A 21,925-nucleotide genomic window follows, 5' to 3' on the forward strand; every position below is an offset into this window, starting at 1 on the left:
ATACGGGTAGCTGGAGCGCCCCCTCGAACGCTCACATGGCGTCAGGATGTGCCATGACCGGCACAAGGAGGTGCGGAAGAGAGAAGGATAATCGTTCGCATTTGAAAGCGCAAACGGTGGGCGGGCGGGGCGGATTACAGCGCATTACAACGTCAAGCCGCGCGCCAGGCCCGGTCTCAGACCACCGCCGTCACCGCCCAGCCGGCCACGCCGCTGGCCACCACCACCAGCCACGGCGGCAGCTTCCAGCGCATCAGCGCCACCAGCGCCAGCGCCACCAGCACGATGTCCAGCGGGCCCTGCACCGCGCTGGTCCAGACCGGATGCCACAGCGCCGCCAGCAGCAGTCCGACCACGCCGGCGTTGATGCCGCCCAGTGCGGCCTGGGCACGCTGGTTGCGGCGCAGGCTTTCCCAGAACGGCAGCGCGCCCAGCACCAGCAGCGCGCCGGGCAGGAAGATGGCCAGCGTGCACAGCAGTCCGCCGGCCAGGCCCGTGGGCGGGTTCTGCATGGCCGCGCCGAGGAACGCGGCGAAGGAAAACAGCGGCCCCGGCATCGCCTGTGCCGCGCCGTAGCCAGCCAGGAAGGCTTCCTTGCCGACCCAGCCGGGCGCGACCACGGCCGCATCCAGCAGCGGCAGGACTACGTGCCCGCCGCCGAACACCAGCGCGCCGGCGCGGTAAAAGGCATCGAACACGCGCACCGCCGGATCGGCGGCCCACTGCGCCAGCAGCGGCAGGCCGGCCAGCAGCGCGGCAAACAGCGCCAGCGCCAGCACGCCGCCGCGATGCGTTACCGGCAGGCGCAGCGGCTCATGCGCGCCGCCCAGCGCCGGCCGCAACAGGGCCATGCCGGCCACTGCGGCGGCGGCCATCAGCGCCACCTGCGCCCAAGGCCCCGGCCACGCCAGCACGGTGCCGGCGGCCACCAGCATGATGGCGATGCGCACGGGGCCGACGCACAGTGTCCGCGCCATGCCCCACACCGCCTGCGCCACCACCGCCACCGCCACCAGCTTCAGCCCGTGCAGCACGCCCGGCGCCGCGGCCATGCCGTAATGGGTCACCCCCAGCGCGAACACGATCATGGCCAGCGCCGACGGCAGCGTAAAGCCCACCCAAGCCGCCAGCGCGCCGCCATAGCCGGCGCGCGCCAGCCCCAGCGCGATGCCGGTCTGGCTGCTGGCCGGTCCGGGCAGGCACTGGCACAGCGCCACCACGTCGGCATAGGCCGCCTCGCTGAGCCAGCCGCGCCGGCGCACCAGTTCCTCGCGGAAATACGCCAGGTGGGCCACCGGCCCACCGAACGAGGTCAGGCCGAGCCGCAGGAAGATCAGGAACACGGCAAGCGGCCCGTCGTGGCGGCGGGTGTCGTCGGAAGGGCTGGGCAAGGAAGCCATTGGGCGGTTTGCGGGCAAACGGAAGCGTGTGGAGGCGTGCGCAGGACAGCGCAGATTCTGACCGATTTTGCCGGCGCGGGGTGACAAAGCGGAGGCGGAAGCACGCGCTCGCGCCCAGCGGCACGTGCGAAGCGTTGCATAGCGCACAAGGTCGCGCCCGGCTTTTGAAACCAATCAACCACACCGTCAGTGTGGCGTAGCTACCTCAATCAAGTTACGTCCGTTTTGCGCCGTTATGCCGCAGACGCATGCGCCGTTGGCCCTTGTCCCCAGCAGGCGGTCTCGCGCGCCCACCGGCGTGGCACGGCGATGCGCATCACCGACGAGAAGCGTAAAGCGCGAAGAAGATGGAGGAGTGGAAGCGATGCTGCACAACCTGAGCCTGAAGAAAAAACTGCTGTTGCCGCTGGTGTTGAGCTGGGTCTGCCTGCTCGGCATCACGCTGTGGAACGCGTGGCACATCCGCACGCTGCGCATGGAGGAGCGCCGGCTCGACCTCGCCCACGTCACCGACACCGCGGTCTCGGTGGTGGCCGAGTACGAAGCCCTGGCCAAGGCCGGCAAGCTGCCGGCCGAGGAGGCGAAGCAGCAGGCGATCGAGCGCGTGCGCGCGATGCGCTTCGGCGCCGATGGCTATTTCACGCTGATGCGTTCCGACACCGTGGTGCTGATGCACCCGTTCAAGCCGGAGATGAACGGCAAGGCGATGGAGGGCATGAAGGACCCGAACGGGGTCTACCTGTTCCGCGACATCGCCGCGATCGGCAAGGGCCCGGGCAAGGGTTTCGTCGAATACCTGTGGCCCAAGCCGGGCGCGCAGGCGCCGCAGCCCAAGCTGAGCTACGTCGCCAACTTCCGCCCCTGGGACTGGAACTTCATCGCCGGACTGTACCTGGACGACATCGAGGCGGCGTTCCGCCAGGAACTGTGGAAGGCGCTGGGGCTGCTGCTGGCGGTCGGCGCGCTGATGTCGCTGGTGATGGTGCGGGTCGCGGCCAGCCTGCAGCGCCAGCTGGGCGGCGAGCCGGCCACCACCGCGCAGATCGCCGGGCGCATTGCCGAAGGCGACCTGGCCGGCCAGGTCGAACTGCGCGCCGGCGACCAGCACAGCGTGCTCCATGCCATGCACCGCATGCAGGCGCGCCTGACCGGCGCGATCGGCAGCATCCGCGGCTCGGCCGATTCGATCGCCGGCGCGGCCAAGCAGATTGCCGCGGGCAATGCCGACCTGTCGCGCCGCAGCGAAGAGCAGGCCGCCTCGCTGCAGGAAACCGCTGCCAGCATGGAGCAGCTCACCAGCACCGTGCGCCAGAGCGCCGAGAATGCGCGCCAGGCCAGCCACCTGGCCGAGGGCGCGTCGGACATCGCCGTGCGCGGCGGCGCCATCGTCAGCCAGGTGGTCGACACCATGGGCGAGATCAAGAGCGCCTCGGGCAAGGTGGTCGACATCATCGGCGTGATCGAGGGCATCGCCTTCCAGACCAATATCCTGGCGCTCAATGCCGCGGTCGAGGCGGCCCGCGCCGGCGACCAGGGCCGCGGCTTCGCGGTGGTGGCCGGCGAGGTGCGCACGCTGGCGCAGCGCAGCGCCACCGCGGCCAAGGAAATCAAGGCGCTGATCGGCAATTCGGCGCAGCGCGTCGAGGACGGCGCGGTGCTGGTCGAGAACGCCGGCAAGGCGATGGACGAGATCGTCGACGCGGTCAAGCGCGTGACCGACCTGATGGGCGAAATGCGCGCCGCCACCGAGGAGCAGACCGGCGGCATCGAGCAGGTCAACCAGGCGGTGTCGCAGATGGACCAGATGGCGCAGCAGAACGCGGCGCTGGTGGAACAGGCGGCGGCCGCCGCCGCGTCGCTGGAAGACCAGGCCGAGGCGCTGCACCGCGCCGTGGGCCAGTTCCGCCTGGCAGCCTGAACCGGGCTGCCAGGGGCGATCGCCCCTTGCCATCCGCCTCCCGCGCCCTGCGTGTATGATGAAGCGAAGCCGGCCGCACAGGCGGCCGGCTCAGTGCATCAGACCGTTACCGCAGACCACTGACAGGAGCGCACCATGATGGCATTCATTGGCACCGTGTTCGTTGGCCTTATCGTCGGCCTGATCGCCAGGGCGGTAAAGCCCGGCGACGACAAGCTGGGCTGGATCATGACCATCATCCTGGGCATCCTGGGCTCAGTGGTCGCGGGCTATGTCGGCCGCGCGCTGGGCTGGTACCAGCCGGGCGAGCCCGCGGGCTGGGTTGCCTCGGTGCTTGGCGCGATCGTGCTGCTGATCATCTACGGCATGGTGCGCCGCAAGGCCTGACTGGCGCGGCGCACGCCGGCCGCGTCGTTGTCGGCCAGGCCCGGCGCCTGGGGCTGGGGCGGCGGCGGCATCGCGGCCACCTCCTGCCGCGCCGGCGGCTGCATCGCGGCTTCCAGTCCCGCGCCCAGCCCCTCCGCCAGGACCGTGCCGCGCATGCCGTCGGCCGGTGACGCCATGGTCGGCGCGAGCGGCGCGCGCAGGCCCGGCGCCGCGTCGCGGCAGCGCAGCAGCGCGCGGTCGCCGCCCGGCGCCATCGCCGACACCTGCGGCGCGATCGCGCGCAGCACCCGCACCGCCAGCGCGCTGGTAAAGCTGTAGCGCGCCGCGTAGGGTTCGCGCACATTGACCACCACGGTGCCGAAGAAGCGCTCGCCCAGCGTGAACACGAAGGTCGCCGAACGGTTCACCGAGCGCGACGAGATCAGCCGCCCGCCCGGCCCGTAGACCTGGAAGCGCTGGTCGCCGGTGCCGGTCTTGCCAGCCACGGTCAGCGTGGCGCCATCGCGCCCAGGCACCGTGAAGGCGCCGCGGATCGACTTGGCGGTACCGCGCTCCACCACATCCAGCATCGAACGGCGCGCCAGCTCGGCGACCTCGGCCGGCAGCACGCGCTTGCCCGGACCGGGCTGCAGCACGTAGCGGGTGGCGTACGGGGTGCCGTCGGCGAAGGCCAGGCTGCGCACCGCCGCGTTCTGCGTGACCACGCCGCCCGCCAGCAGGATGCCGGCCAGCTCGGCCAGCGCCGCGGGACGGTCGCCGGCGGCGCCGATGGCGCTGGCATACGACGGCGTCAGCGAGTCGAACGGATAGCCCAGCCGCTGCCAGCGCCGCGCGATGCGCACGAACGCGTCCTGCTCCAGCAGGGTGCGGATGCGGTTGTCCTGGCCGGCCTTGCTGCGCGTCTTGAACAGCCACTTGTACACCTCCTGGCGCTCGGCGGTGCTGGCGCGCAGGATTTCCGGCAGCGTCGCGTCGGGGTGCTGGTCCAGGTATTCCACCATCCACAGTTCCAGCGGATGCACCCGCGACAGGTAGCCGCGGTCGTTCAGGTTGAACTTGTCCTTGCCGTACTTGCGGTACAGCGCCGGCAGGTCTTCCTTGGCCAGCTGCTTGTCGCCCAGGCGCGCGCGCATGATGCGGATATAACTGTCTTCATCCAGCGCTGGCCGCGCGCTCAGCAGCGTCACCGACATGCGCACCGCGTTCAGGTGCGGCGTGGTCATGCGCACCCGCCCCAGCAGCGTGGCCAGGCGTTGCTCGGAAGTCTTGCCGCGGTAGCGCTGGTAGAAGTTGGTCATGTAGGCGCTGCCCTCCTGGTCGGCAAAGCGCTCCAGGTAGGCGCGCCGGCCCGGCGCGTCGCGGTCTTCGAACAGGTTGCCGATGTCCGGGCTGGCGTGGAAGGTCTCGTAGCGCACGATGTCGCGCATCATGCGGATGAACACCAGGTTGACCGAATGCTGGAACGCGGTGCGCACGGTCAGGTTGCGCAGGCCCGACTCGCGCTCGAAGTTGGTGAAGCTCTGCAGGCCGCCGCCGGTGTAGAAGGCTTCGCCGGCACCGCCGGCATACTTGCGCTCCATCGCCGCTTCGAGCATCGCCATCAGCTCGCGGTCGGCCGGCTTGCGCGCCTTGGCCAGGTAGTCGACCGCCCAGCGGCTGAGCGCGTCCTGGCGCGCCAGCGGCACCGCGGCCAGCTCGGCGCTGGTCATGCCGGCATAGCGCGCGTGCAGTTCGCTGATGATCTCCAGGTAGGTCACCAGCGTGCGCAGCTTCGCGGTGGAGCCCAGGTTCAGGCGCGCGCCGCTGTTGATGTCGAACGGCTGGTCGATATTGTCGGCCTGGATCCGCACCACGCTGGCATTGCCGACGCGCTCGTACAGCGTGAAGCTGGCCATCAGCCGGGACGGATCGTCGTGGTCGCGCAGCAGGTTGTGGCCATACAGGCCCATGGCGCGCGCGTCGGCCTTGTTGTTCACGCGCTGCAGCGTGTCGACGACGATGCGCTGCGCCTCGCGGTTGATGGTGCTGTCCACGGTCAGGTCGAGCCGGTCCATGTCGTAGCGGCTCTCGACCCCGGTCAGCCGGCCGATGTCGGCGCGCACGCGGTTGACGGCCTTGCGCGTGACAAAGGGCTCCTGCGGCGGGCGCTGCGGCGCCGACGCCTTGTCCAGCGGCTGCGCCAGCGCGGCGTCGCGCAGTTCGGCGGTGATGATGTTGTTGGCCGCCATCAGGCGCAGGTAGCTGCCGGTCAGCGCGTCCAGGTTGGTGTCGTCGCGGCGCAGGTGGTACGACGGGCGGCGCTGCGAGATGATCAGCGACAGCGCCCGCTTGAACGCCTGCGCCTGGCGCGGGTCCGGCGCGCGCTGGTCCATCTCCTTGAGCAGCCGGTTGACCTCGCTGAAATCCTCGCCGTACCAGACCCACAGTGCATCGCCGATGCCGTTGATCTCGCCAAAGCCGGCGCGCGCCGACAGCGGCACCGTGTTCAGGTAGTCGACCACGATGCGCTCGCGCGCACGCTGGGTGTCCGGGCCATCCAGGTAGGCGCGCAGCGATGCCGATGCCATCTGCCGGAATTTTTCCGGGATCGAGGTGGTACGGCCTTCCGGCGAATGGCGGTATTTCTCGATCTGCGTCGCCAGCGTGCTGCCGCCGGGCGCGTCGTGCGACTTGTCGGCCAGCCGGATCATCTGGTCCAGCACCGCGCGCGACAGCCGGCGCCAGTCCAGCGCCGGGTTCATGTTGGGATATTCCGGGTTGAGCAGGCCCTGGTTCTCGACGTACAGCAACGCGCTCACCAGCACCGGCGGCACCGCGCCGAAATCGGCGTACTGGCGCTGCGGGTAGCGCTCGAACGCCAGCGTCAGGCCGTTGCAGTCGCGCAGCAGCAGGCCCGCCTGGTTCTTCTCGCGATAGGGCGTGAACAGCCCTTCGTCGATCAGCCGCACCATGTCGGGCGACATGCGCGCCTGCTCGGCGGGCACGTAGCCGCGCTGCTCCAGCCGCTGCGCGAACAGCGGCAGCCTGCCGTAGCCCATGCGGGCGTCATAGGGTCCGGAATGCGGGAAGCGGATGCTGTCGCTGGCTCCCGGCTGGATCTCGAACGTCAGCCGCTGGCCCAGGCTGCCGATCAGCCGCGCCTGCCAGTGCGAGTTGCGCACCTCGCTTGCGACAACGCTATACACGACATAGGCGCCGCCCGTGAGGGCGACCGCCAAGCCAGCGAAAATCCAGCCACGACGCGACACGTTTGGGCTTCCTTGGTGGGCCGGCGCAGCGCGCGAATTCCTCCATGCGCCGGCTCGAAGCGCGATGTTTTCGCGGTGCGCGCCTACCGCGCGCCCGCCTGTCTTGATATTAGTAGGAGTCGCGCCCGGGTGCATCAAGCACGCGTGGGCGTCGCGTGCCGTTGCAGTCGGGCGTCACCTCAGGCAGCGCCTGCGCCACTTCCCGCGCGTCCGAAAGGCGCCGCGGATTATCGGCCAGCCGCGGTGCGCCCGACCGGCCTGCCGATCAGGGGATAGCCCGGATCGTTGTAGCCCGGCGTCGAGGCATGGCCCGGCGACACCAGCGCATCGATCATGGCCTCTTCGTCGGGCGTGATCGCGGCACCGAGCGCACCGAAGTAATCCTCGAACTGGGCCAGCGTGCGCGGGCCGGCGATCACCGACGAGATGATGGGGTTGGCCAGCACCCAGGCCGTGGCGAACTGGCCCGGCGTCAGCCCGCGCGCTTCGGCATGGGTCTTGAGCTGCTGCGCGATGACCAGCGATTCCTCGCGGAATTCGGTCTCCATCATGCGGCGGTCGGCGCGGCCTGCGCGCGTGCCCTCGGCCGGAGCCTGGCCGGGCGCGTACTTGCCGGTCAGCACGCCGCGCGCCACCGGGCTGTAGGGCACCACGCCCAGCCCGTAGTGCTCGCACGCAGGCAGGATCTCCACCTCCGGCAGCCGGTTCAGCAGGTTGTAGTACGGCTGGCACGCGACCGGGCGCGGCACGCCCAGCTCGCCGCACAACCGCGCGATCTCGGCGATGCGCCAGCCGCGGAAGTTCGACACCGCCCAGTAGCGGATCTTGCCGCTGCGCACCAGGTCGCCCATGGCGCGCACCGGCTCTTCCAGGTTGGCGCCGGGATAGTCGCGATGCAGGTAGAGGATGTCGATGTAGTCGGTCGCCAGCCGGTGCAGGCTGTCCTCGACCGCGCGCGTGATCCACGCGCGCGAGTAGTGGCCGTGGTTGGGCGCGGCCTGCATGGCGTTGCCGAGCTTGGTGGCCAGCACCCAGTCGTGGCGGTCGGCGGTCAGCAGGCGCCCGACCATCTGCTCGGACGCGCCCTTGCTGTACACGTCGGCGGTATCGATGAAGTTCACGCCGTGGTCACGCGCGCTGCCGACGATGCGGCCGGCCTCGGCCTCGTCGGTCTGGTCGGCGAACATCATGGTGCCCAGGCACAGCGCCGAGACGCGCAGGTTGCTGGCGCCGAGGCGGCGGTACGGCATGGAGAGATCTGGCATGGCGGCTCCTTGGTTGGGACAGCCCACATTGTGCCGCCAGCCGGCCAGGCTTGCCGGCGTGGCCTCAGGCGCGCGGATCGGAACGGGCTGCGGCAGCGCTGGCGCCGCGGCGCTTGCGGTATTCCTCGCGGCCGACGTAAGCGGCGGCGGCCGCCACCATCAGCGCCAGCCCGTACCAGGTGAGCGCGTAGCCGAGGTGGTTGTTGGTAAAGGCGGTCACCGTCAGCCCGCCCACGGGCCAGGCCTTGGGATCGGCTCCGGCCGGCGGCGGCACCGCAGCGGCGTCGATGAAATACGGCGCGACCTGGCCCAGGCCGCGGTGCGCGGCGATCGCCGCGACGTCGCGCGAGAACCACTGGTCGCGCGCCGCGTCATTGTGGCGCAGCAGGCCGGTGCCCGGCTCGCTCATGCGCAGCAGGCCGACCACTTCGCTGGGGCCGCTGCCGGCGGGCGCCACGCGCGCGCGATACGGTTCGGCGACGAAACCGCGGTTGACCAGCACGGTGCTGCCATCGGCCAGCCGCAGCGGCGTCATCACCCAGTAGCCGCCGCCCTGCTCGGTCACGGCCTGCACCAGGGTCTGGCGCTCGTCAAGGAAGGTACCGCTGGCGCGCACGCGCCGGTATTCGGCATTGGCCTTGGTCAGCCCCGCCCACTGAGCCGGCGCGGGCGCCGCCACCGGCGGCGCATGGACGCGCTCGGCCACCTGGGCGATCAGGCCGAGCTTCCACGCGCGGCGCTCGACCTGCCAGTTGCCCAGCGCCACCAGGCCGGCGATGGCCGCGGCGGCGAACAGGGCCAGTGCGGTCAGCCAGACTGGCGACAGCGGGCGCGGGGATTCGGGGGCGCCTTGGCTGGCGTGGGCGGTGCGCAATTTTTCGACCGGCGCGCGGTCGTCGGTGGAACCGGTCAAGGCAGGGTCTTGGTGGTATGCATGCCCGGCATCATATTGGAATTCAGGTGGAACATCACCCACAGCGTGCCGGTCAGCGTGATCACCACCAGCACCAGCGTGAAGATCAGCGCCAGCATGTTCCAGCCGCCCTCGGACCTGGCGTTCAGGTGCAGGAAGTAGATCATGTGCACCACGATCTGCACCGCGCCCAGCGCCAGCAGCACCATCGCGGTGGTGGAGGACTGCTCGAACACCCGGCCCATCACCAGCCAGAACGGAATCGCGGTCAGGATCACCGACAGCACGAAGCCGGTCACGTAGCCGCCGAGCGAGATATGGATCTCGCTTTCGCCGTGGCCGTGGCCGTGGCCGTGGTCGTGGCCGCTGGCGGGCCCATGGCCGTGGGCCGGCAGCGTGTCGTCGTGCGCGCTCATGGCAGCACTCCCATCAGGTAGACAAAGGTAAAGACACCGATCCAGACCACGTCGAGGAAGTGCCAGAACATCGACAGGCACATCAGGCGGCGCTTGTTTTCGGGGATCAGCCCGTGGCGGCGCAGCTGCACCACCAGCGTAACCAGCCACACGATGCCGAAGGTCACATGCAGGCCGTGGGTGCCGACCAGCGCGAAGAACGAGGTCAGGAAGCCGCTGCGCTGCGGCCCGGCGCCCTCGCCGACCAGATGCGCGAATTCGTAGATCTCGACTGCCAGGAAGGCCGCGCCCAGCAGGCCGGTCACGGCGAGCCAGCCCTGCGTCGGCCCCAGCCGGCCCCGCTGCGTCTCCAGCATGGCAAAGCCGTAGGTGATCGACGACAGCAGCAGGAACGAGGTGTTCAGCGCCACCAGCGGCAGGTCGAACAGCTCGGCACCGGACGGCCCGCCCGCATAGTTGCGGCCCAGCACGCCGTAGGCGGCGAACAGGCACGCAAAGATCAGGCAGTCGCTCATCAGGTAGAGCCAGAAACCGAGCAGCGTGCCGTTGGGCACGTGGTACTCCTCGGTCATGTAGAAGCGCAGCTCGGCCGGCTGCGCGGGCGCGGCCGCGCGCTGCGGCGGGGCTTCGTGCAGGCGCGTGCCTTCGGCGGTAAAGGGAGCGAAGGTATCAGCCATGGCTCGCCAGCAGCGCGCTGCGCTCTGCCTCGGTGCGGTGGACGGTGTCGGCCGGGATGTAGAAATCGCGCCGGTAGTTGAAGGTATGGCCGATCGCCGTGACCAGCGTGGCGGCGAAGGCCAGTACCACCAGCCACCAGATGTGCCAGATCAGCGCGAAGCCACATAGCGTGCTCAGGCCGGCCAGGATGATGCCGGCACCGGTGTTCTTGGGCATATGGATCGGGATAAAGCCTTGCGCGGGGCGCTGGTAGCCGTGCGCCTTCATCTGCCACCAGGCATCGTTGTCATGCACCAGCGGCGTGAAGGCAAAGTTGTACGGCGGCGGCGGCGACGAGGTCGACCACTCCAGCGTGCGGCCGTCCCAGGGATCGCCGGTGACATCGCGCAGCGACTCGCGGCGCAGGAAGCTCACCACCAGCTGCACCAGGAAGCAGCCGATCCCCAGCGCGATCAGCAGCGCGCCTACGCCGGCCAGCTGGAACCAGATCTGCAGCGAGTGGTCCTCGAAATGGCTGACGCGCCGGGTCACCCCCATCAGCCCCAGCACATAGAGCGGCATGAACGCCACGTAGAACCCGACCAGCCAGAACCAGAACGAGCACTTGCCCCAGAACGGATCCAGCTGGTAGCCGAAGGCCTTGGGGAACCAGTAGGTGATGCCGGCCATCAGCCCGAACAGCACGCCGCCGATGATCACGTTATGGAAATGCGCGACCAGGAACAGGCTGTTGTGCAGCGAGAAATCCGCCGGCGGCACCGCCAGCAGCACGCCGGTCATGCCGCCGATCACGAACGTCACCATGAAGCCCACGGTCCACAGCATCGGCACCTCGAAGCGGATGCGCCCGTGGTACATGGTGAAGAGCCAGTTGAACAGCTTGGCCCCGGTGGGGATCGAGATGATCATGGTGGTGATGCCGAAGAACGAGTTCACGCTGGCGCCCGAGCCCATCGTGAAGAAGTGATGCAGCCACACCAGGTACGACAGCACCGTGATCACCACCGTGGCATAGACCATCGAGGCATAGCCGAACAGGCGCTTGCGGCAGAAGGTGGCGACCACCTCGGAGAACACGCCGAACACCGGCAGGATCAGGATGTAGACCTCGGGGTGGCCCCAGATCCAGATCAGGTTCACGTACATCATGGCGCTGCCGCCAAGGTCGCTGGTGAAGAAGTTCATGCCCAGGTAACGGTCGACCGCCAGCATCGCCAGCGCCGCGGTCAGCACCGGGAACGCGGCGATGATCAGCACGTTGGTGCACAGCGCGGTCCAGGTGAAGATCGGCATGCGCATCAGCGTCATGCCGGGCGCGCGCATCTTGACGATGGTGACCAGCAGGTTGATGCCTGACAGCAGCGTGCCCACCCCCGCCACCTGCAACGACCACAGGTAATAGTCCACCCCCACGTCCGGACTCTGCAGGATGCCGGACAGCGGCGGATAGGCCAGCCAGCCGGTGCGCGCGAACTCGCCGACGAACAGCGACATCATCACCAGCACCGCGCCGCCCACAGTCATCCAGAAGCTGAAGTTGTTCAGGAACGGGAACGCCACGTCGCGCGCACCGATCTGCAGCGGCACGACAAAGTTCATCAGGCCGGTGACCAGCGGCATGGCGACGAAGAAGATCATGATCACGCCGTGCGCGGTGAAGATCTGGTCATAGTGGTGCGGCGGCAGGTAGCCCAGGTTGTCGCCGAAGGCAATAGCCTGCTGGATGCGCATCATGATGGCATCGGCAAAGCCGCGCAGCAGCATCACGATGCCGAGGATCATGTACATGATGCCGATGCGCTTGTGGTCGATGCTGGTGAACCACTCGCGCCACAGGTAGCCCCACTTGCCGTAGTACGTGACCCCGCCGGCCAGCGCCAGCCCGCCCAGCGCCACCACCGCGAAGGTGGCGATCAGGATCGGCTCGTGCAGCGGGATGGCCTCCCAGCTCAGGCGGCCGAAGAGTTGCGTGGCGAGTTCGGATCGCTCCGGCATGTGGATCTCCAGGACAACAACGGCGTTCTAGCTCACGGTCATTCGCACGGCCTTGCGCACCGCCCTGCGCAGCGCCGCCAACAGCGCAGGCGCGCTAGCGCAGCACCTCGCCGGCACCGGCCGCGCCGGTTCCGAACAGCGGTTCGGCCAGCGTGTTGCTGGCGGTGCAGACGGCGGCACCCAGGCCCGCGGCGCGTTGCGCATCGCGCGCCATCAGGTCCTTCTGGCAGACCTGCCCGGCCTGCACGCAACGGTTCACGATGGCATCGAACAGGTTCGCGTCGACGCTGCCGTAGCGCCGCACCGGCTCGCGTTCGCTGGGCTGCGCCAGCTGCGTGTAGGTGGCCCGGCTCAGCGGCGCGCCGGCGGCCCGCACGGTCTGCACCCAGCGGCCGAATTCGTCGTCGCTCAGGCCATGGAAGCGGAAGCGCATGTGCGAAAAGCCCGCGCCGCTGTAGTTGGCGGAGAAGCCCTCGTAGACGCCCGGCCGGTTGACCACCGCATGCAGGCGCGTTTCCATGCCCGGCATGGCGTAGACCTGGCCGGCCAGCGCGGGGATGAAGAACGAATTCATCATGGTGGTGGACGTGATCTTGAAGCGGATCGGCCGGTCGACCGGGGCGGCCAGCTCGTTGACGGTGGCGATGCCCTGCTCGGGGTAGACGAACAGCCACTTCCAGTCCATCGCCACCACCTCCACCGTCAGCGGCTGCGTGCCAGGCGGCAGCGGGCGGCTTTCGTCGAGCCGGGTCAGCGGCTGGTAGGGGTCGAGCTTGTGGGTGCTGACCCAGGTGATGGCCCCGAGCGCGATGATGATCAGCAGCGGCGCCGACCAGATCAGCAGCTCCAGCACCGTGGAGTGGTCCCAGTCGGGGTTGTAGTGCGCATCGGCGTTGGCGGCGCGGTAGCGCCATGCAAACACCAGCGTCAGCACGATCACCGGCACGATGATCAGCAGCATCAGCCCGGTGGAAATGATGATCAGGTCACGTTGCCGGACCGCAAGATCTCCGGCCGGCGACAGCAGCGCGGCGTTGCAGCCGGCCAGCGACAGCAGCACTGGCAGCACGACTGGCAGCAATAACCAGCGGATCGGGCGGTGCATGGACATTGTCTGACCGGAAGATCGCATAGCTTTCGGGCCCGCGCCATTTGTACGCCGCGGCGCAAGTGACTTAGACTGGTCTGAGCAACTATGGCAGTGTAGGCGCTCAAGTGCCATTCTTCATGGTGCAATTTGCAGCGCCCTCACCCACAGACACGGGAGGTATGCCGATGACCACCGCGACCCACCAGCACCGGGCGTCTCCTACAGCACCTCCCGCGCCCGGCGCCGCGCATGTCGCGCCCGCGGAAATCGCCACCGGCGTGGTGATCGGCCGCGCCTCGGAGTACTTCGATTTCTTCGTCTACGGCATTGCCTCGGTGCTGGTGTTCCCGGCGGTGTACTTTCCGTTCGCCGACCGGCTCGACGCGCTGCTCTACGCCTTCGCCATCTTCGCGCTGGCCTTTATCGGCCGGCCTTTCGGCACGGCGCTGTTCATGGGCATCCAGCGCCGCTGGGGCCGTGGCGTCAAGCTGACCGTGTCGCTGTTCCTGCTCGGCACCGCCACCGTCGGCATCGCGTTCCTGCCCGGCTATACCGCGCTCGGCCCGGCCGCGATCGTGCTGCTGGCGGTGTTCCGCACGCTGCAGGGCGTGGCCTTCGGCGGCTCGTGGGACGGGCTGCCCTCGCTGCTGGCGCTGAACGCGCCCGCGCAGCGGCGCGGCTGGTACGCGATGCTGGGGCAGCTGGGCGCGCCCACCGGCTTTATCGTCGCCGGTGCGCTGTTCCTGTTCCTCAACCTCAGCCTCGAGCCGCACGAGTTCCTGGCGTGGGGCTGGCGCTATCCGTTCTATGTCGCCTTCGCGATCAACGTGGTGGCGCTGTTCGCGCGGCTGCGGCTGGTGGTGACGCACGAATACACGCAGCTGCTGGACGAGGACGAGCTCGAGCCCATCAGCACCACCGAGATCGTCAGGAAGCAGGGCTACAACCTCCTGCTGGGCGCATTCGCCGCGCTGGCCAGCTTTGCGCTGTTCCACCTGGTGACGGTGTTCCCGCTGTCGTGGGTTGCGCTCAACGGCTCGCAGCCGGTCACCGACGTGCTGGCGGTGCAGATCGCCGGCGCCTTCATCGGCATCCTCGGCACCATCGTCTCGGGCGTGATCGCGGACCGGATTGGGCGGCGCACCACGCTGGCGCTGATGGCCATCCTGATCGGCATCTTCAGCCTGTTCGCGCCGTGGCTGATGGGCGGCGGCCCGCTCGCGCAGGACCTGTTCATCCTGCTCGGCTTCGGCCTGCTGGGCCTGTCCTACGGCCAGGCCGCCGGTGCCGTGACCTCCAACTTCGAGCGGCGCTTCCGCTACACCGGCGCGGCCCTGACCACCGACATGGCGTGGCTGTTCGGCGCCGGCTTCGCGCCGCTGGTGGCGCTGGGGCTGTCGGCGGAATTCGGCCTGGTCGCGGTCAGTGGCTACCTGCTTTCCGGCGTCGCCTGCACGTTGCTGGCGTTGCGGATCAACCGGGCGTTGGGGACGCATGTCTGACGGGTGCAGCGCGCCCGCGCAGCGATCGCCGTAGGTCGCGCACAGTGCCCGGGGCCGGGTTTACCGGTGCCCGGCAGCGTTCTGAGTACAATTGACGCCCGCCAAAATCCCGTCGTTCCGGATGTGATTCCGGAACCGAAGCTTATGAAAACGGAAACCACGGACGTCGTCATCATCGGCGCTGGGCCTGCGGGCTCGGTCGCTGCCGGCCTGCTGCGCAAGCACGGGATTCCGGTGCTGGTGATCGAGAAAGAAACCTTCCCGCGCTTCTCCATCGGCGAAAGCCTGCTGCCGCAAAGCATGGCTTATCTGGAGGAAGCCGGCATGCTGCGCGCGGTGGTGGAAGCCGGCTTCCAGTACAAGAACGGCGCCGCGTTCGCGCGCGGCACGCAGCGCACCGCCTTCGACTTCCGCCAGAAGTACTCGCCCGGCTGGGGCACCACCTACCAGGTGCAGCGCGCGCAGTTCGACCACGTGCTGATCCGCGAGGCCGAGCGCCAGGGTGCCGAGGTGCGTTTCTCGCATGTGGTGGAGAACGTCGATGTCAGCGGCGCGCAGCCGGAAGTCACCGTGCGTGTCCCTGATGGCAGCCAGTACACCGTGCGGGCGAAGTTCCTGCTCGATGCCTCCGGCTTCGGCCGCATCCTGCCGCGCCTGCTGCAGCTGGAAACGCCGTCGGGCTTTCCGGTACGCAGCGCGATCTTCACGCATGTGGAAGACCGCATCCCGACCGGCACCTTCGACCGCAACAAGATCCTGATCAGCGTGCATCCGCAGCACCAGGACGTCTGGTACTGGACCATCCCGTTCTCCGACGGGCGCTGCTCGCAGGGCGTGGTGGCCGAGAAGGCGTTCCTGGACCGCTACACCGGCACCGAGACCGAGCGACTGCAAGCGCTAGTCGCGGAAGAGCCGGGCCTGGCCACGTTGCTGGCCGACGCGCAATGGGACACCCCGGCGCGCCAGATCGCGGGCTATTCGGCCAACGTGAAGTCGCTGTGGGGCAACGGCTATGCGCTGCTCGGCAATGCCGGCGAGTTCCTCGACCCGGTGTTCTCGTCCGGCGTGACTATTGCCTTCAAGTCAGCCAGCCTGGCGGCGCAGTGCCTGGTGCGCCAGCTGCGCGGCGAAGCGGTGGACTGGGAGCATGAGTTCGCGCGGCCCCTCAAGGCCGGCGTCGATTGCTTCCGCGTGTTTGTCGAAGCCTGGTACGAAGGTCGTTTCCAGAAACTGATCTTCCATCCCAACGCCACCTCGGAAATCCGTGACATGATCGCGGCGATCCTGGCCGGCTATGCGTGGGACCGCAACAATCCCTTCGTCACCGAGCCGCGCCGCCGACTGGCGGTGCTGGAAGAATTCTGCAAGGTCTGATGCGCCTCACCGTATGCCAGCCTGCCCTGGCGCAGGCGGCTCTGCAAGGACAACAACCATGAGCCATCCGACCGTGCTGGTCACGGGTTCGTCGCGCGGCATCGGTCGCGCCATTGCGCTGCGGCTGGCCCGCGACGGCTATGACGTGGTGGTGCATTGCCGCTCGCGCCGCGACGAGGCCGACTCGGTCGCCGACGCCGTGCGCGCGTGCGGGCGCAAGTCACGCGTGCTGTGCTTCGATGTGTCCCGGCGCGAAGACGCCGCCGGCGCGCTGCTGACCGATATCGCAGCGCATGGCTGCTACTACGGCGTGGTCTGCAACGCCGGCCTGGCACGCGATGCCGCCTTCCCGGCCATGACCGGCGCCGAGTGGGACGAGGTGGTGCACACCAACCTCGATGCCTTCTACAACGTGCTTAACCCGGTGGTGATGCCGATGGTGCAGCGCCGCCAGCCGGGCCGCATCGTCACGCTGTCGTCGGTGTCGGGGCTGGTGGGCAATCGCGGCCAGGCCAACTACAGCGCGGCCAAGGCCGGCATCATCGGCGCCACCAAGGCGCTGGCGATCGAGCTGGCCAAGCGCGCCATCACCGTCAACTGCGTCGCGCCGGGCCTGATCGACACCGACATGGTCGAGCCGCACGTGCGCGACGAAGCGCTGCGGCTGATTCCGGCGCGGCGCATGGGCACGCCCGAGGAAGTCGCCGCGACCGTGGCCTTCCTGCTGTCGCCCGATGCGGGCTATATCACGCGGCAGGTGATCTCGGTCAACGGCGGGATGTTCGGCTGACGCGCCGGTTGACGCGCCGGCTGATGCACCGGTTGACGAACCATCAGGCCGCCGTGAAGCCTGGCAGCGCGGCGATTTCGCTGGCCAGGAACTCCAGCAGCACCCGCACCGGCGCCGGCTGGTAGCGCCGCGTCGGGCAGACCAGGAAGGCTTCCTGCGCCGGGCCCTGCCAGCGCGGCAGCACCCGCCGCAGCGCGCCGCTGTCGAGCAGGTCCTGCACCAGCCACGCCGGCGTCATGCCGAAGCCGGCGCCGGCAAGAAAGCTCTCGCGCATCGCCAGCGAGTTGTTGACGCGGTAGCGGCACGGCGCGCTCACCAGCGCCTGTCCGCCCGGACCGTCGAGCACGATGTCGTCGCCGCTGGCGAGCCAGGTAAAGCGCAGGATCTGGTGGCGCGCCAGGTCCGCCGGCTGCCGGATCCTCGGATGCCGCGCCAAATAATCCGGCGCCGCCACCAGCAGGCGCTGCGACACCGCGATCCGGCGCGCCACCACGTGCGGCGGCAGCGTGGCGCCGAGGCGCACCGCCACGTCGACCCCGGCTTCGACCAGGTCGACGAAGCGGTCGTCGAACAGCAATTCCACCTCGACTTGCGGATAGCGCTGCTGGAACGCCAGCACCAGCGCGTTGAGCCGCAGCACGCCGAAGCTGGCGGGCGCGCTCACGCGCACGCGGCCCGCGGGCTGGCCGGACGCGCCACGCGCGTCGCTGACGGCCTCGCCGTATTCGTCCAGCACGCGCCGGGCGCGCTCGTAGAAGCGCCGCCCGGCCTCGGTCGGCAACAGGCTGGTGGTGCTGCGCGCCAGCAGCCGCACGCCCAGGTCGCGCTCCAGCGCGGCCACAATCTTGCTGATGGTCGGCTGCGTCGACTGCTGCTCGCGCGCTACCGCCGACAGGCTGCCCAACTCCACCGCGCGCATGAAGACCTGCATTGCCCGGATGGTGTCCATGCCGCTCCTTGTCTTTCTCATTCCGAATTGGAATGAGCAATATGCCATTTTGCCTGCTACCTGGCATGAGTGGAATGGCCTAACTTTGGTCCCATGCCGGCAACGTTGCCGGTCCACATCACAGGACCAATCCATGATTTCCAATCTAAGTTTCCTGCGCCGCGTCGCGGCAGCGACCCTTGTCGTCGCCGTCGCCAGCGGCGCAGCGCTTGCCAGCCCCTTGCAAGACCAGGGCTGGCTGACCAGCTGGATGGCCAGCCAGCAGCCGGTGTGGCAACCGGATGCCCTGCCGCTGCCTGCCGGTGTGCCCTCGGCGCTGACGGACCAGACGGTGCGCCAGGTGGTGCGGCTGAGCGTGGGCGGGCAACGGCTGCGCGTGGTGCTGTCGAACCCCTATGGCCGGCAACCGCTTGTGATCGGCGCAGCGCAGTTGGCCCCTCACGCCGGCGGCGGCCGCATCGATCTCGCCGGCAACCGCGCCGTGACTTTCGGCGGCAGCGCGACGGTGACCATCCCGGCGGGCCAGTCGGTGGCAAGCGATGCGATCGCGCTCGATACGCCGGCCCTAGGTGAACTTGCGCTCAGCCTTTACCTGCCCCAGCGCACCGCGCTCGAATCGTTCCATTGGGATGGCCGCCAGACCGCATGGCTGGCTGCGGGCAACGCCACCGCGCAATCCATGCTGGCTGCGCCACAGGTATTCAGCGCGCGGGTCCTGTTGAGCGAGGTGCAGGTCGAAGCCCCGGCCGGCGCGGGGGCCGTGGTGGCGATCGGCGATTCGATCACCGAAGGCAACGGCTCCACCCCCGACGCCAACCGGCGCTGGCCGGACGTGCTGGCGCAGCGGCTGGCTGCCGACGGCGTGGCCGTGCTCAACGCCGGCATCTCCGGCGGCCGGCTGCTGCGCGACGGCATGGGCGTGTCCGCGCTGGCACGGCTGGAGCGCGACGTGCTGAGCCAGCCGCATGTCCGCACCGTGATCGCGGCCATCGGCATCAACGACATTGCCTGGCCGGGCTCGACCTTCGCGCCGCACGACGCCGTGCCCAAAGCCGAAGAACTGATCGAGGGCTACCGGCGCCTGATCGCCCGGGCGCATGCACGCGGCGTGCGCGTGATCGGCGCCACCATCACGCCGTTTGCCGGCGCATTGCGCGATACGCCGATCCGCGGCTATGACAGTCCGGGCAAGGAAGCCGTGCGGCTGGCGGTCAACGACTGGATCCGCCACGGCGGCGCGTTCGATGCGGTGATGGATTTCGACGCAGCGGTGCGTGATCCGGCGCGGCCGCAGGCGCTGCTGCCGGCATTCGACAGCGGCGATCACCTGCATCCGGCCGATGCCGGCTATCGCGCCATGGCGGCGCAGTTCGACCCGAGCCTGCCTGCCCTTGCCGGTCAGTCGCGCTCCGGCGCGCCGGGCGGGAACAGCGGGCGATAGGGCCGCGCCTCGTCCACCGCGCGCGCAAACGACGGCCGCGCCAGCAGCCGCTGGCGATAGGCACGCACGTTGCCGCATGACTCCGGAATCGGCTGCACCCAGTCCGCGTAGAACAGCGACGGCGCGGCGGCGCAGTCCGCCAGCGTGAAGGCATCGCCCGCGGCCCATTGCCGCGCCGCCAGTTCGGTCTCGAGCCACGCATAGGCGGACTCCAGCAGCTTGCGGTACTCGACCACGCCATGAGGATCGCGATTCGCCGCGGGCCGCAGGTAGTCGGCCACGATGCGCTGCATCGGCGTCATCACGTACTGGTCGAAGAAGCGGTCGAGCAGGCGTACCTTCAGCGCCGCATCGGGTGGCTCCGGCAGCCAGCGCACCGGGCCGCGGTGATGCTGGTCCAGGTATTCGATGATGATGCTGGACTCGAACACCGAACGGCCGTCATCGACCAGCAGCGGCATGCGCCGCAGCGGCCAGCGCTTGCCAAGTTCGTCCATGTGCTGCGCGTGGTCGGGCGACAGCATGCGGAAGTCGAAGGGAATCGCGTTCTCGTACAACGCCACGAGGACTTTCTGGCAATACGACGAAAACGGGTGCGCGTACAGCTCCATCGTGATCTCCGGTGGTGTGGGGTATGCCTAGGGAATGTCGGCGCGCGGCTAGCGCTGCGCGGCGAAGCGATCGGTCGCGGCAAGCAGCTGGTCCATGATGCCCGGCTCGGTCCACGCATGGCCGGCGCCTTCGATCAGGTGGAACTCCGCCTGCGGCCAAGCCTGGTGCAGCGCGTAGGCATAGCGTGCGGGGCACGGCATGTCATAGCGGCCGTGCACGATCACGCCGGGGATATCGGCCAGCTTGTGCGCGTCGCGCAGCAGCTGCCCCTCTTCCAGCCAGCAGCGGTGCGTGAAGTAATGGTTTTCCAGACGGGCGAAGGCCAGCGCGAAGTGCCCGTCGTCATGCCTGGCGCTGTTCCCTGCATCCGGCAGCAGGGTAATGGTCTCGCCTTCCCACACGCTCCAGGCGCGTGCCGCCTCCACCTGCTTGTCGCGGTCGGCGCCGGTCAGCAGCTTGCGGTAGGCCGCCATCATGTTGCCGCGCTCCGCTTCCGGCACCGGCGCCTGGAAGCGCGCCCACTTGTCCGGGAACATCTCGGACACGCCGTACTGGTAGTACCAGTCCAGCTCCGCCTGCGACACCGTGTAGATGCCGCGCAGCACCAGCTCGCTCACGCGCTGCGGGTGCTTCTGCGCATAGGCCAGCGCCAGCGTCGAGCCCCACGAGCCGCCGAACACCAGCCAGCGCTCCACCCCCGCCAGCACGCGCAGCCGCTCGATATCGTCGACCAGGTGCCAGGTGGTATTGGCCTCCAGCCCCGCATGCGGGGTCGAGCGCCCGCACCCGCGCTGGTCGAACAGCAGCACGTCATAGCGCGCCGGATCGAACAGACGCCGGTGGTCCGGAGAAATGCCGCCGCCCGGCCCGCCATGCAGGAACACCGCGGGCTTGGCCCCTGGCGTGCCCACGCGCTCGTAGTAGACGACATGCCCGTCGCCGACATCCAGCGTGCCGGTTTCGTAGGGCTCGATTTCGGGGTACAGGGTGCGCAGGGCGGGCATGGGCGGTCTCCGGATTCGGGAGGCACAGTGTACGCCGGACGCCTCGGGTGGCGCACCCGAGTGGCCGCTAGACGCGGTCGAGCAGGCGATGTGGCAGGGCCGGCAAGCTGACCGAAATGGCATCGCCCGGCCGCACCACACCGCCCGCGATCACGACGCCCATGACGCCTGCCTTGCGGATCAGCGTGCCGTCACGCGTCCGGCTCAACACCTGCGCCAGAAGACCGGGCCGAAACGCCTCGATCTGGCCACAGGGGTTGCGCAGGCCGGTCAGCTCTACCACGGCGCTGGAGCCAAGCCGCAACCGCGAGCCGACAGGCAGCGCGTGCAGGTCCAGGCCCTGCGTCGTGATGTTCTCGCCCAGCGCTGCAGGACCGATGTCAAATCCGGCGCGCAGCAACTCCTCGTGGAGTTCCGCGCCGATAAGGTGGACTTGCCGCAGGTTGGGCTGGGTCGGGTCGACTCGCACGCGCGAGCGGTGCTTGACCGTCTGGCCCGCATGCGCGTCGCCTTCGACACCAAGGCCTTCAAGCAGCCGGATCTCAGTGCGAGGAAGCTTGGAAAACTCGTGCGTGGCTGCGGCAGCCACGGCGAGAACAGTGGGGGATGTGCTCAATCGATGCTCCCGCGCGACAGGTCGATATCGACTAGTACCCAGAAACCGCCCTCGTACTGGCGGCTCTCAACCCACTGTTGCAGGTCGGAAGGCCCAGGTATCGGCTCGCCATCAGCGAAGTGCGCTTCGGCGGCCTGCTGGACGTTGCCTGGGATCTCGGACCAATCGTCGGCTGCTGAGAAACAGCCCGGGAAATCCGGCACGGTGATGCCGTGCGCGTGCGTCGCATCGCCGGGCTCGATATGTACGGGATATAGCATGGGTAATCCAATGGCAATACGCATGCAAGACTGGTTCAACGTTGCGTCACTGTACCGCAGACCAGGC

At 68.9% G+C, this 21,925-nt stretch carries 19 protein-coding genes; 6 read left to right on the forward strand and 13 right to left on the reverse strand.

What is annotated here, in order from left to right; all coding sequences use genetic code 11:
* Positions 1 to 176 precede the first annotated feature (176 nt).
* Entirely contained in the window at positions 177 to 1,400 is a 1,224-nt protein-coding gene (chrA, locus tag C7416_RS21115) for a chromate efflux transporter (RefSeq protein WP_111520738.1), read from the reverse strand.
* Positions 1,401 to 1,764: 364 nt separating this feature from the next.
* Between chrA and C7416_RS21120 the strand changes: the two genes are divergently transcribed.
* Positions 1,765 to 3,318 carry a methyl-accepting chemotaxis protein gene (locus C7416_RS21120; protein ID WP_111520739.1) on the forward strand — a complete coding sequence of 518 codons (1,554 nt, stop codon included), beginning with the start codon at positions 1,765 to 1,767 and terminating at the stop codon, positions 3,316 to 3,318.
* Positions 3,319 to 3,453: 135 nt separating this feature from the next.
* The gene (locus tag C7416_RS21125) at positions 3,454 to 3,705 is read left to right on the forward strand and encodes a GlsB/YeaQ/YmgE family stress response membrane protein (protein ID WP_018005820.1); all 252 of its coding nucleotides are present in this window, start codon (positions 3,454 to 3,456) and stop codon (positions 3,703 to 3,705) included.
* On the opposite strand, the gene C7416_RS21130 is transcribed toward C7416_RS21125, so the two are convergent.
* From C7416_RS21130 to cyoA, 7 genes are all read right to left on the reverse strand, one after another.
* Positions 3,678 to 6,953, reverse strand: a complete 3,276-nt coding sequence (locus tag C7416_RS21130) for a transglycosylase domain-containing protein (protein WP_111520740.1) — start codon at positions 6,951 to 6,953, stop codon at positions 3,678 to 3,680. The genes C7416_RS21125 and C7416_RS21130 overlap by 28 nt on opposite strands.
* Before the next feature lie 227 nt (positions 6,954 to 7,180).
* Positions 7,181 to 8,218, reverse strand: a complete 1,038-nt coding sequence (locus tag C7416_RS21135; protein ID WP_111520741.1) for an aldo/keto reductase — start codon at positions 8,216 to 8,218, stop codon at positions 7,181 to 7,183.
* 64 nt (positions 8,219 to 8,282) lie between these two features.
* On the reverse strand, positions 8,283 to 9,131 hold the full coding sequence (locus C7416_RS21140) for an SURF1 family protein (RefSeq protein ID WP_111520742.1): 849 nt from the start codon (positions 9,129 to 9,131) through the stop codon (positions 8,283 to 8,285).
* A complete protein-coding gene (cyoD, locus tag C7416_RS21145; protein ID WP_111520743.1) occupies positions 9,128 to 9,547 on the reverse strand; it encodes a cytochrome o ubiquinol oxidase subunit IV in 420 nt (139 codons plus the stop codon). The genes C7416_RS21140 and cyoD overlap by 4 nt, the downstream gene beginning before the upstream one ends.
* Complete coding sequence (gene cyoC, locus C7416_RS21150; RefSeq protein WP_373425041.1) at positions 9,544 to 10,224, reverse strand: cytochrome o ubiquinol oxidase subunit III; 681 nt, start codon at positions 10,222 to 10,224, stop codon at positions 9,544 to 9,546. The genes cyoD and cyoC overlap by 4 nt, the downstream gene beginning before the upstream one ends.
* Entirely contained in the window at positions 10,217 to 12,220 is a 2,004-nt protein-coding gene (cyoB, locus tag C7416_RS21155; protein ID WP_111520744.1) for a cytochrome o ubiquinol oxidase subunit I, read from the reverse strand. The genes cyoC and cyoB overlap by 8 nt, the downstream gene beginning before the upstream one ends.
* A gap of 94 nt (positions 12,221 to 12,314) precedes the next feature.
* Entirely contained in the window at positions 12,315 to 13,331 is a 1,017-nt protein-coding gene (gene cyoA, locus C7416_RS21160) for a ubiquinol oxidase subunit II (protein WP_240988231.1), read from the reverse strand.
* A gap of 164 nt (positions 13,332 to 13,495) precedes the next feature.
* Between cyoA and C7416_RS21165 the strand changes: the two genes are divergently transcribed.
* The 3 genes from C7416_RS21165 (at position 13,496) to fabG (ending at position 16,976) form a co-directional block, all read left to right on the forward strand.
* A complete protein-coding gene (locus C7416_RS21165) occupies positions 13,496 to 14,812 on the forward strand; it encodes an MFS transporter (RefSeq protein WP_111520939.1) in 1,317 nt (438 codons plus the stop codon).
* 144 nt (positions 14,813 to 14,956) lie between these two features.
* Positions 14,957 to 16,186, forward strand: coding sequence for an NAD(P)/FAD-dependent oxidoreductase (locus C7416_RS21170; protein WP_111520746.1), 1,230 nt, complete (start codon positions 14,957 to 14,959; stop codon positions 16,184 to 16,186).
* Positions 16,187 to 16,244: 58 nt separating this feature from the next.
* Positions 16,245 to 16,976, forward strand: a complete 732-nt coding sequence (gene fabG / locus C7416_RS21175; protein WP_062803903.1) for a 3-oxoacyl-ACP reductase FabG — start codon at positions 16,245 to 16,247, stop codon at positions 16,974 to 16,976.
* Positions 16,977 to 17,019: 43 nt separating this feature from the next.
* On the opposite strand, the gene C7416_RS21180 is transcribed toward fabG, so the two are convergent.
* A complete protein-coding gene (locus C7416_RS21180; RefSeq protein ID WP_111520747.1) occupies positions 17,020 to 17,925 on the reverse strand; it encodes a LysR family transcriptional regulator in 906 nt (301 codons plus the stop codon).
* A 133-nt stretch (positions 17,926 to 18,058) separates the two neighbouring features.
* On the opposite strand from C7416_RS21180, the gene C7416_RS21185 reads away from it, so the two are divergent.
* Entirely contained in the window at positions 18,059 to 19,366 is a 1,308-nt protein-coding gene (locus C7416_RS21185; RefSeq protein ID WP_111520748.1) for an SGNH/GDSL hydrolase family protein, read from the forward strand.
* Here the strand turns inward: C7416_RS21185 and C7416_RS21190 are convergent.
* The 4 genes from C7416_RS21190 to C7416_RS21205 form a co-directional block, all read right to left on the reverse strand.
* Positions 19,324 to 19,977, reverse strand: coding sequence for a glutathione S-transferase family protein (locus C7416_RS21190; RefSeq protein WP_111520749.1), 654 nt, complete (start codon positions 19,975 to 19,977; stop codon positions 19,324 to 19,326). The genes C7416_RS21185 and C7416_RS21190 overlap by 43 nt on opposite strands.
* 48 nt (positions 19,978 to 20,025) lie before the next feature.
* The gene (pip, locus tag C7416_RS21195) at positions 20,026 to 20,982 is read right to left on the reverse strand and encodes a prolyl aminopeptidase (RefSeq protein WP_111520750.1); all 957 of its coding nucleotides are present in this window, start codon (positions 20,980 to 20,982) and stop codon (positions 20,026 to 20,028) included.
* A gap of 67 nt (positions 20,983 to 21,049) precedes the next feature.
* Positions 21,050 to 21,598, reverse strand: coding sequence for an MOSC domain-containing protein (locus tag C7416_RS21200; protein WP_111520751.1), 549 nt, complete (start codon positions 21,596 to 21,598; stop codon positions 21,050 to 21,052).
* A complete protein-coding gene (locus C7416_RS21205) occupies positions 21,595 to 21,882 on the reverse strand; it encodes a type II toxin-antitoxin system HicB family antitoxin (protein ID WP_111520752.1) in 288 nt (95 codons plus the stop codon). Before C7416_RS21205 ends, C7416_RS21200 begins: the two co-directional genes overlap by 4 nt.
* Between the last annotated feature and the right edge of the window lie 43 nt (positions 21,883 to 21,925).

Origin of the sequence: Cupriavidus phytorum, assembly GCF_003254285.1 — a bacterium.
Lineage (GTDB): Bacteria > Pseudomonadota > Gammaproteobacteria > Burkholderiales > Burkholderiaceae > Cupriavidus > Cupriavidus phytorum.

What these genes read in the sequence shown, in the direction of transcription:
- chrA (WP_111520738.1), bottom strand. Translation starts at nt 1,400, where the DNA reads ATGGCTTCCTTGCCCAGCCCTTCCGACGACACCCGCCGCCACGACGGG.
- C7416_RS21120 (WP_111520739.1), top strand. Translation starts at nt 1,765, where the DNA reads ATGCTGCACAACCTGAGCCTGAAGAAAAAACTGCTGTTGCCGCTGGTG.
- C7416_RS21125 (WP_018005820.1), top strand. Translation starts at nt 3,454, where the DNA reads ATGATGGCATTCATTGGCACCGTGTTCGTTGGCCTTATCGTCGGCCTG.
- C7416_RS21135 (WP_111520741.1), bottom strand. Translation starts at nt 8,218, where the DNA reads ATGCCAGATCTCTCCATGCCGTACCGCCGCCTCGGCGCCAGCAACCTG.
- cyoD (WP_111520743.1), bottom strand. Translation starts at nt 9,547, where the DNA reads ATGAGCGCGCACGACGACACGCTGCCGGCCCACGGCCATGGGCCCGCC.
- cyoC (WP_373425041.1), bottom strand. Translation starts at nt 10,224, where the DNA reads ATGGCTGATACCTTCGCTCCCTTTACCGCCGAAGGCACGCGCCTGCAC.
- cyoB (WP_111520744.1), bottom strand. Translation starts at nt 12,220, where the DNA reads ATGCCGGAGCGATCCGAACTCGCCACGCAACTCTTCGGCCGCCTGAGC.
- cyoA (WP_240988231.1), bottom strand. Translation starts at nt 13,331, where the DNA reads ATGTCCATGCACCGCCCGATCCGCTGGTTATTGCTGCCAGTCGTGCTG.
- C7416_RS21165 (WP_111520939.1), top strand. Translation starts at nt 13,496, where the DNA reads ATGACCACCGCGACCCACCAGCACCGGGCGTCTCCTACAGCACCTCCC.
- C7416_RS21170 (WP_111520746.1), top strand. Translation starts at nt 14,957, where the DNA reads ATGAAAACGGAAACCACGGACGTCGTCATCATCGGCGCTGGGCCTGCG.
- fabG (WP_062803903.1), top strand. Translation starts at nt 16,245, where the DNA reads ATGAGCCATCCGACCGTGCTGGTCACGGGTTCGTCGCGCGGCATCGGT.
- C7416_RS21180 (WP_111520747.1), bottom strand. Translation starts at nt 17,925, where the DNA reads ATGGACACCATCCGGGCAATGCAGGTCTTCATGCGCGCGGTGGAGTTG.
- C7416_RS21185 (WP_111520748.1), top strand. Translation starts at nt 18,059, where the DNA reads ATGATTTCCAATCTAAGTTTCCTGCGCCGCGTCGCGGCAGCGACCCTT.
- C7416_RS21190 (WP_111520749.1), bottom strand. Translation starts at nt 19,977, where the DNA reads ATGGAGCTGTACGCGCACCCGTTTTCGTCGTATTGCCAGAAAGTCCTC.
- pip (WP_111520750.1), bottom strand. Translation starts at nt 20,982, where the DNA reads ATGCCCGCCCTGCGCACCCTGTACCCCGAAATCGAGCCCTACGAAACC.
- C7416_RS21205 (WP_111520752.1), bottom strand. Translation starts at nt 21,882, where the DNA reads ATGCGTATTGCCATTGGATTACCCATGCTATATCCCGTACATATCGAG.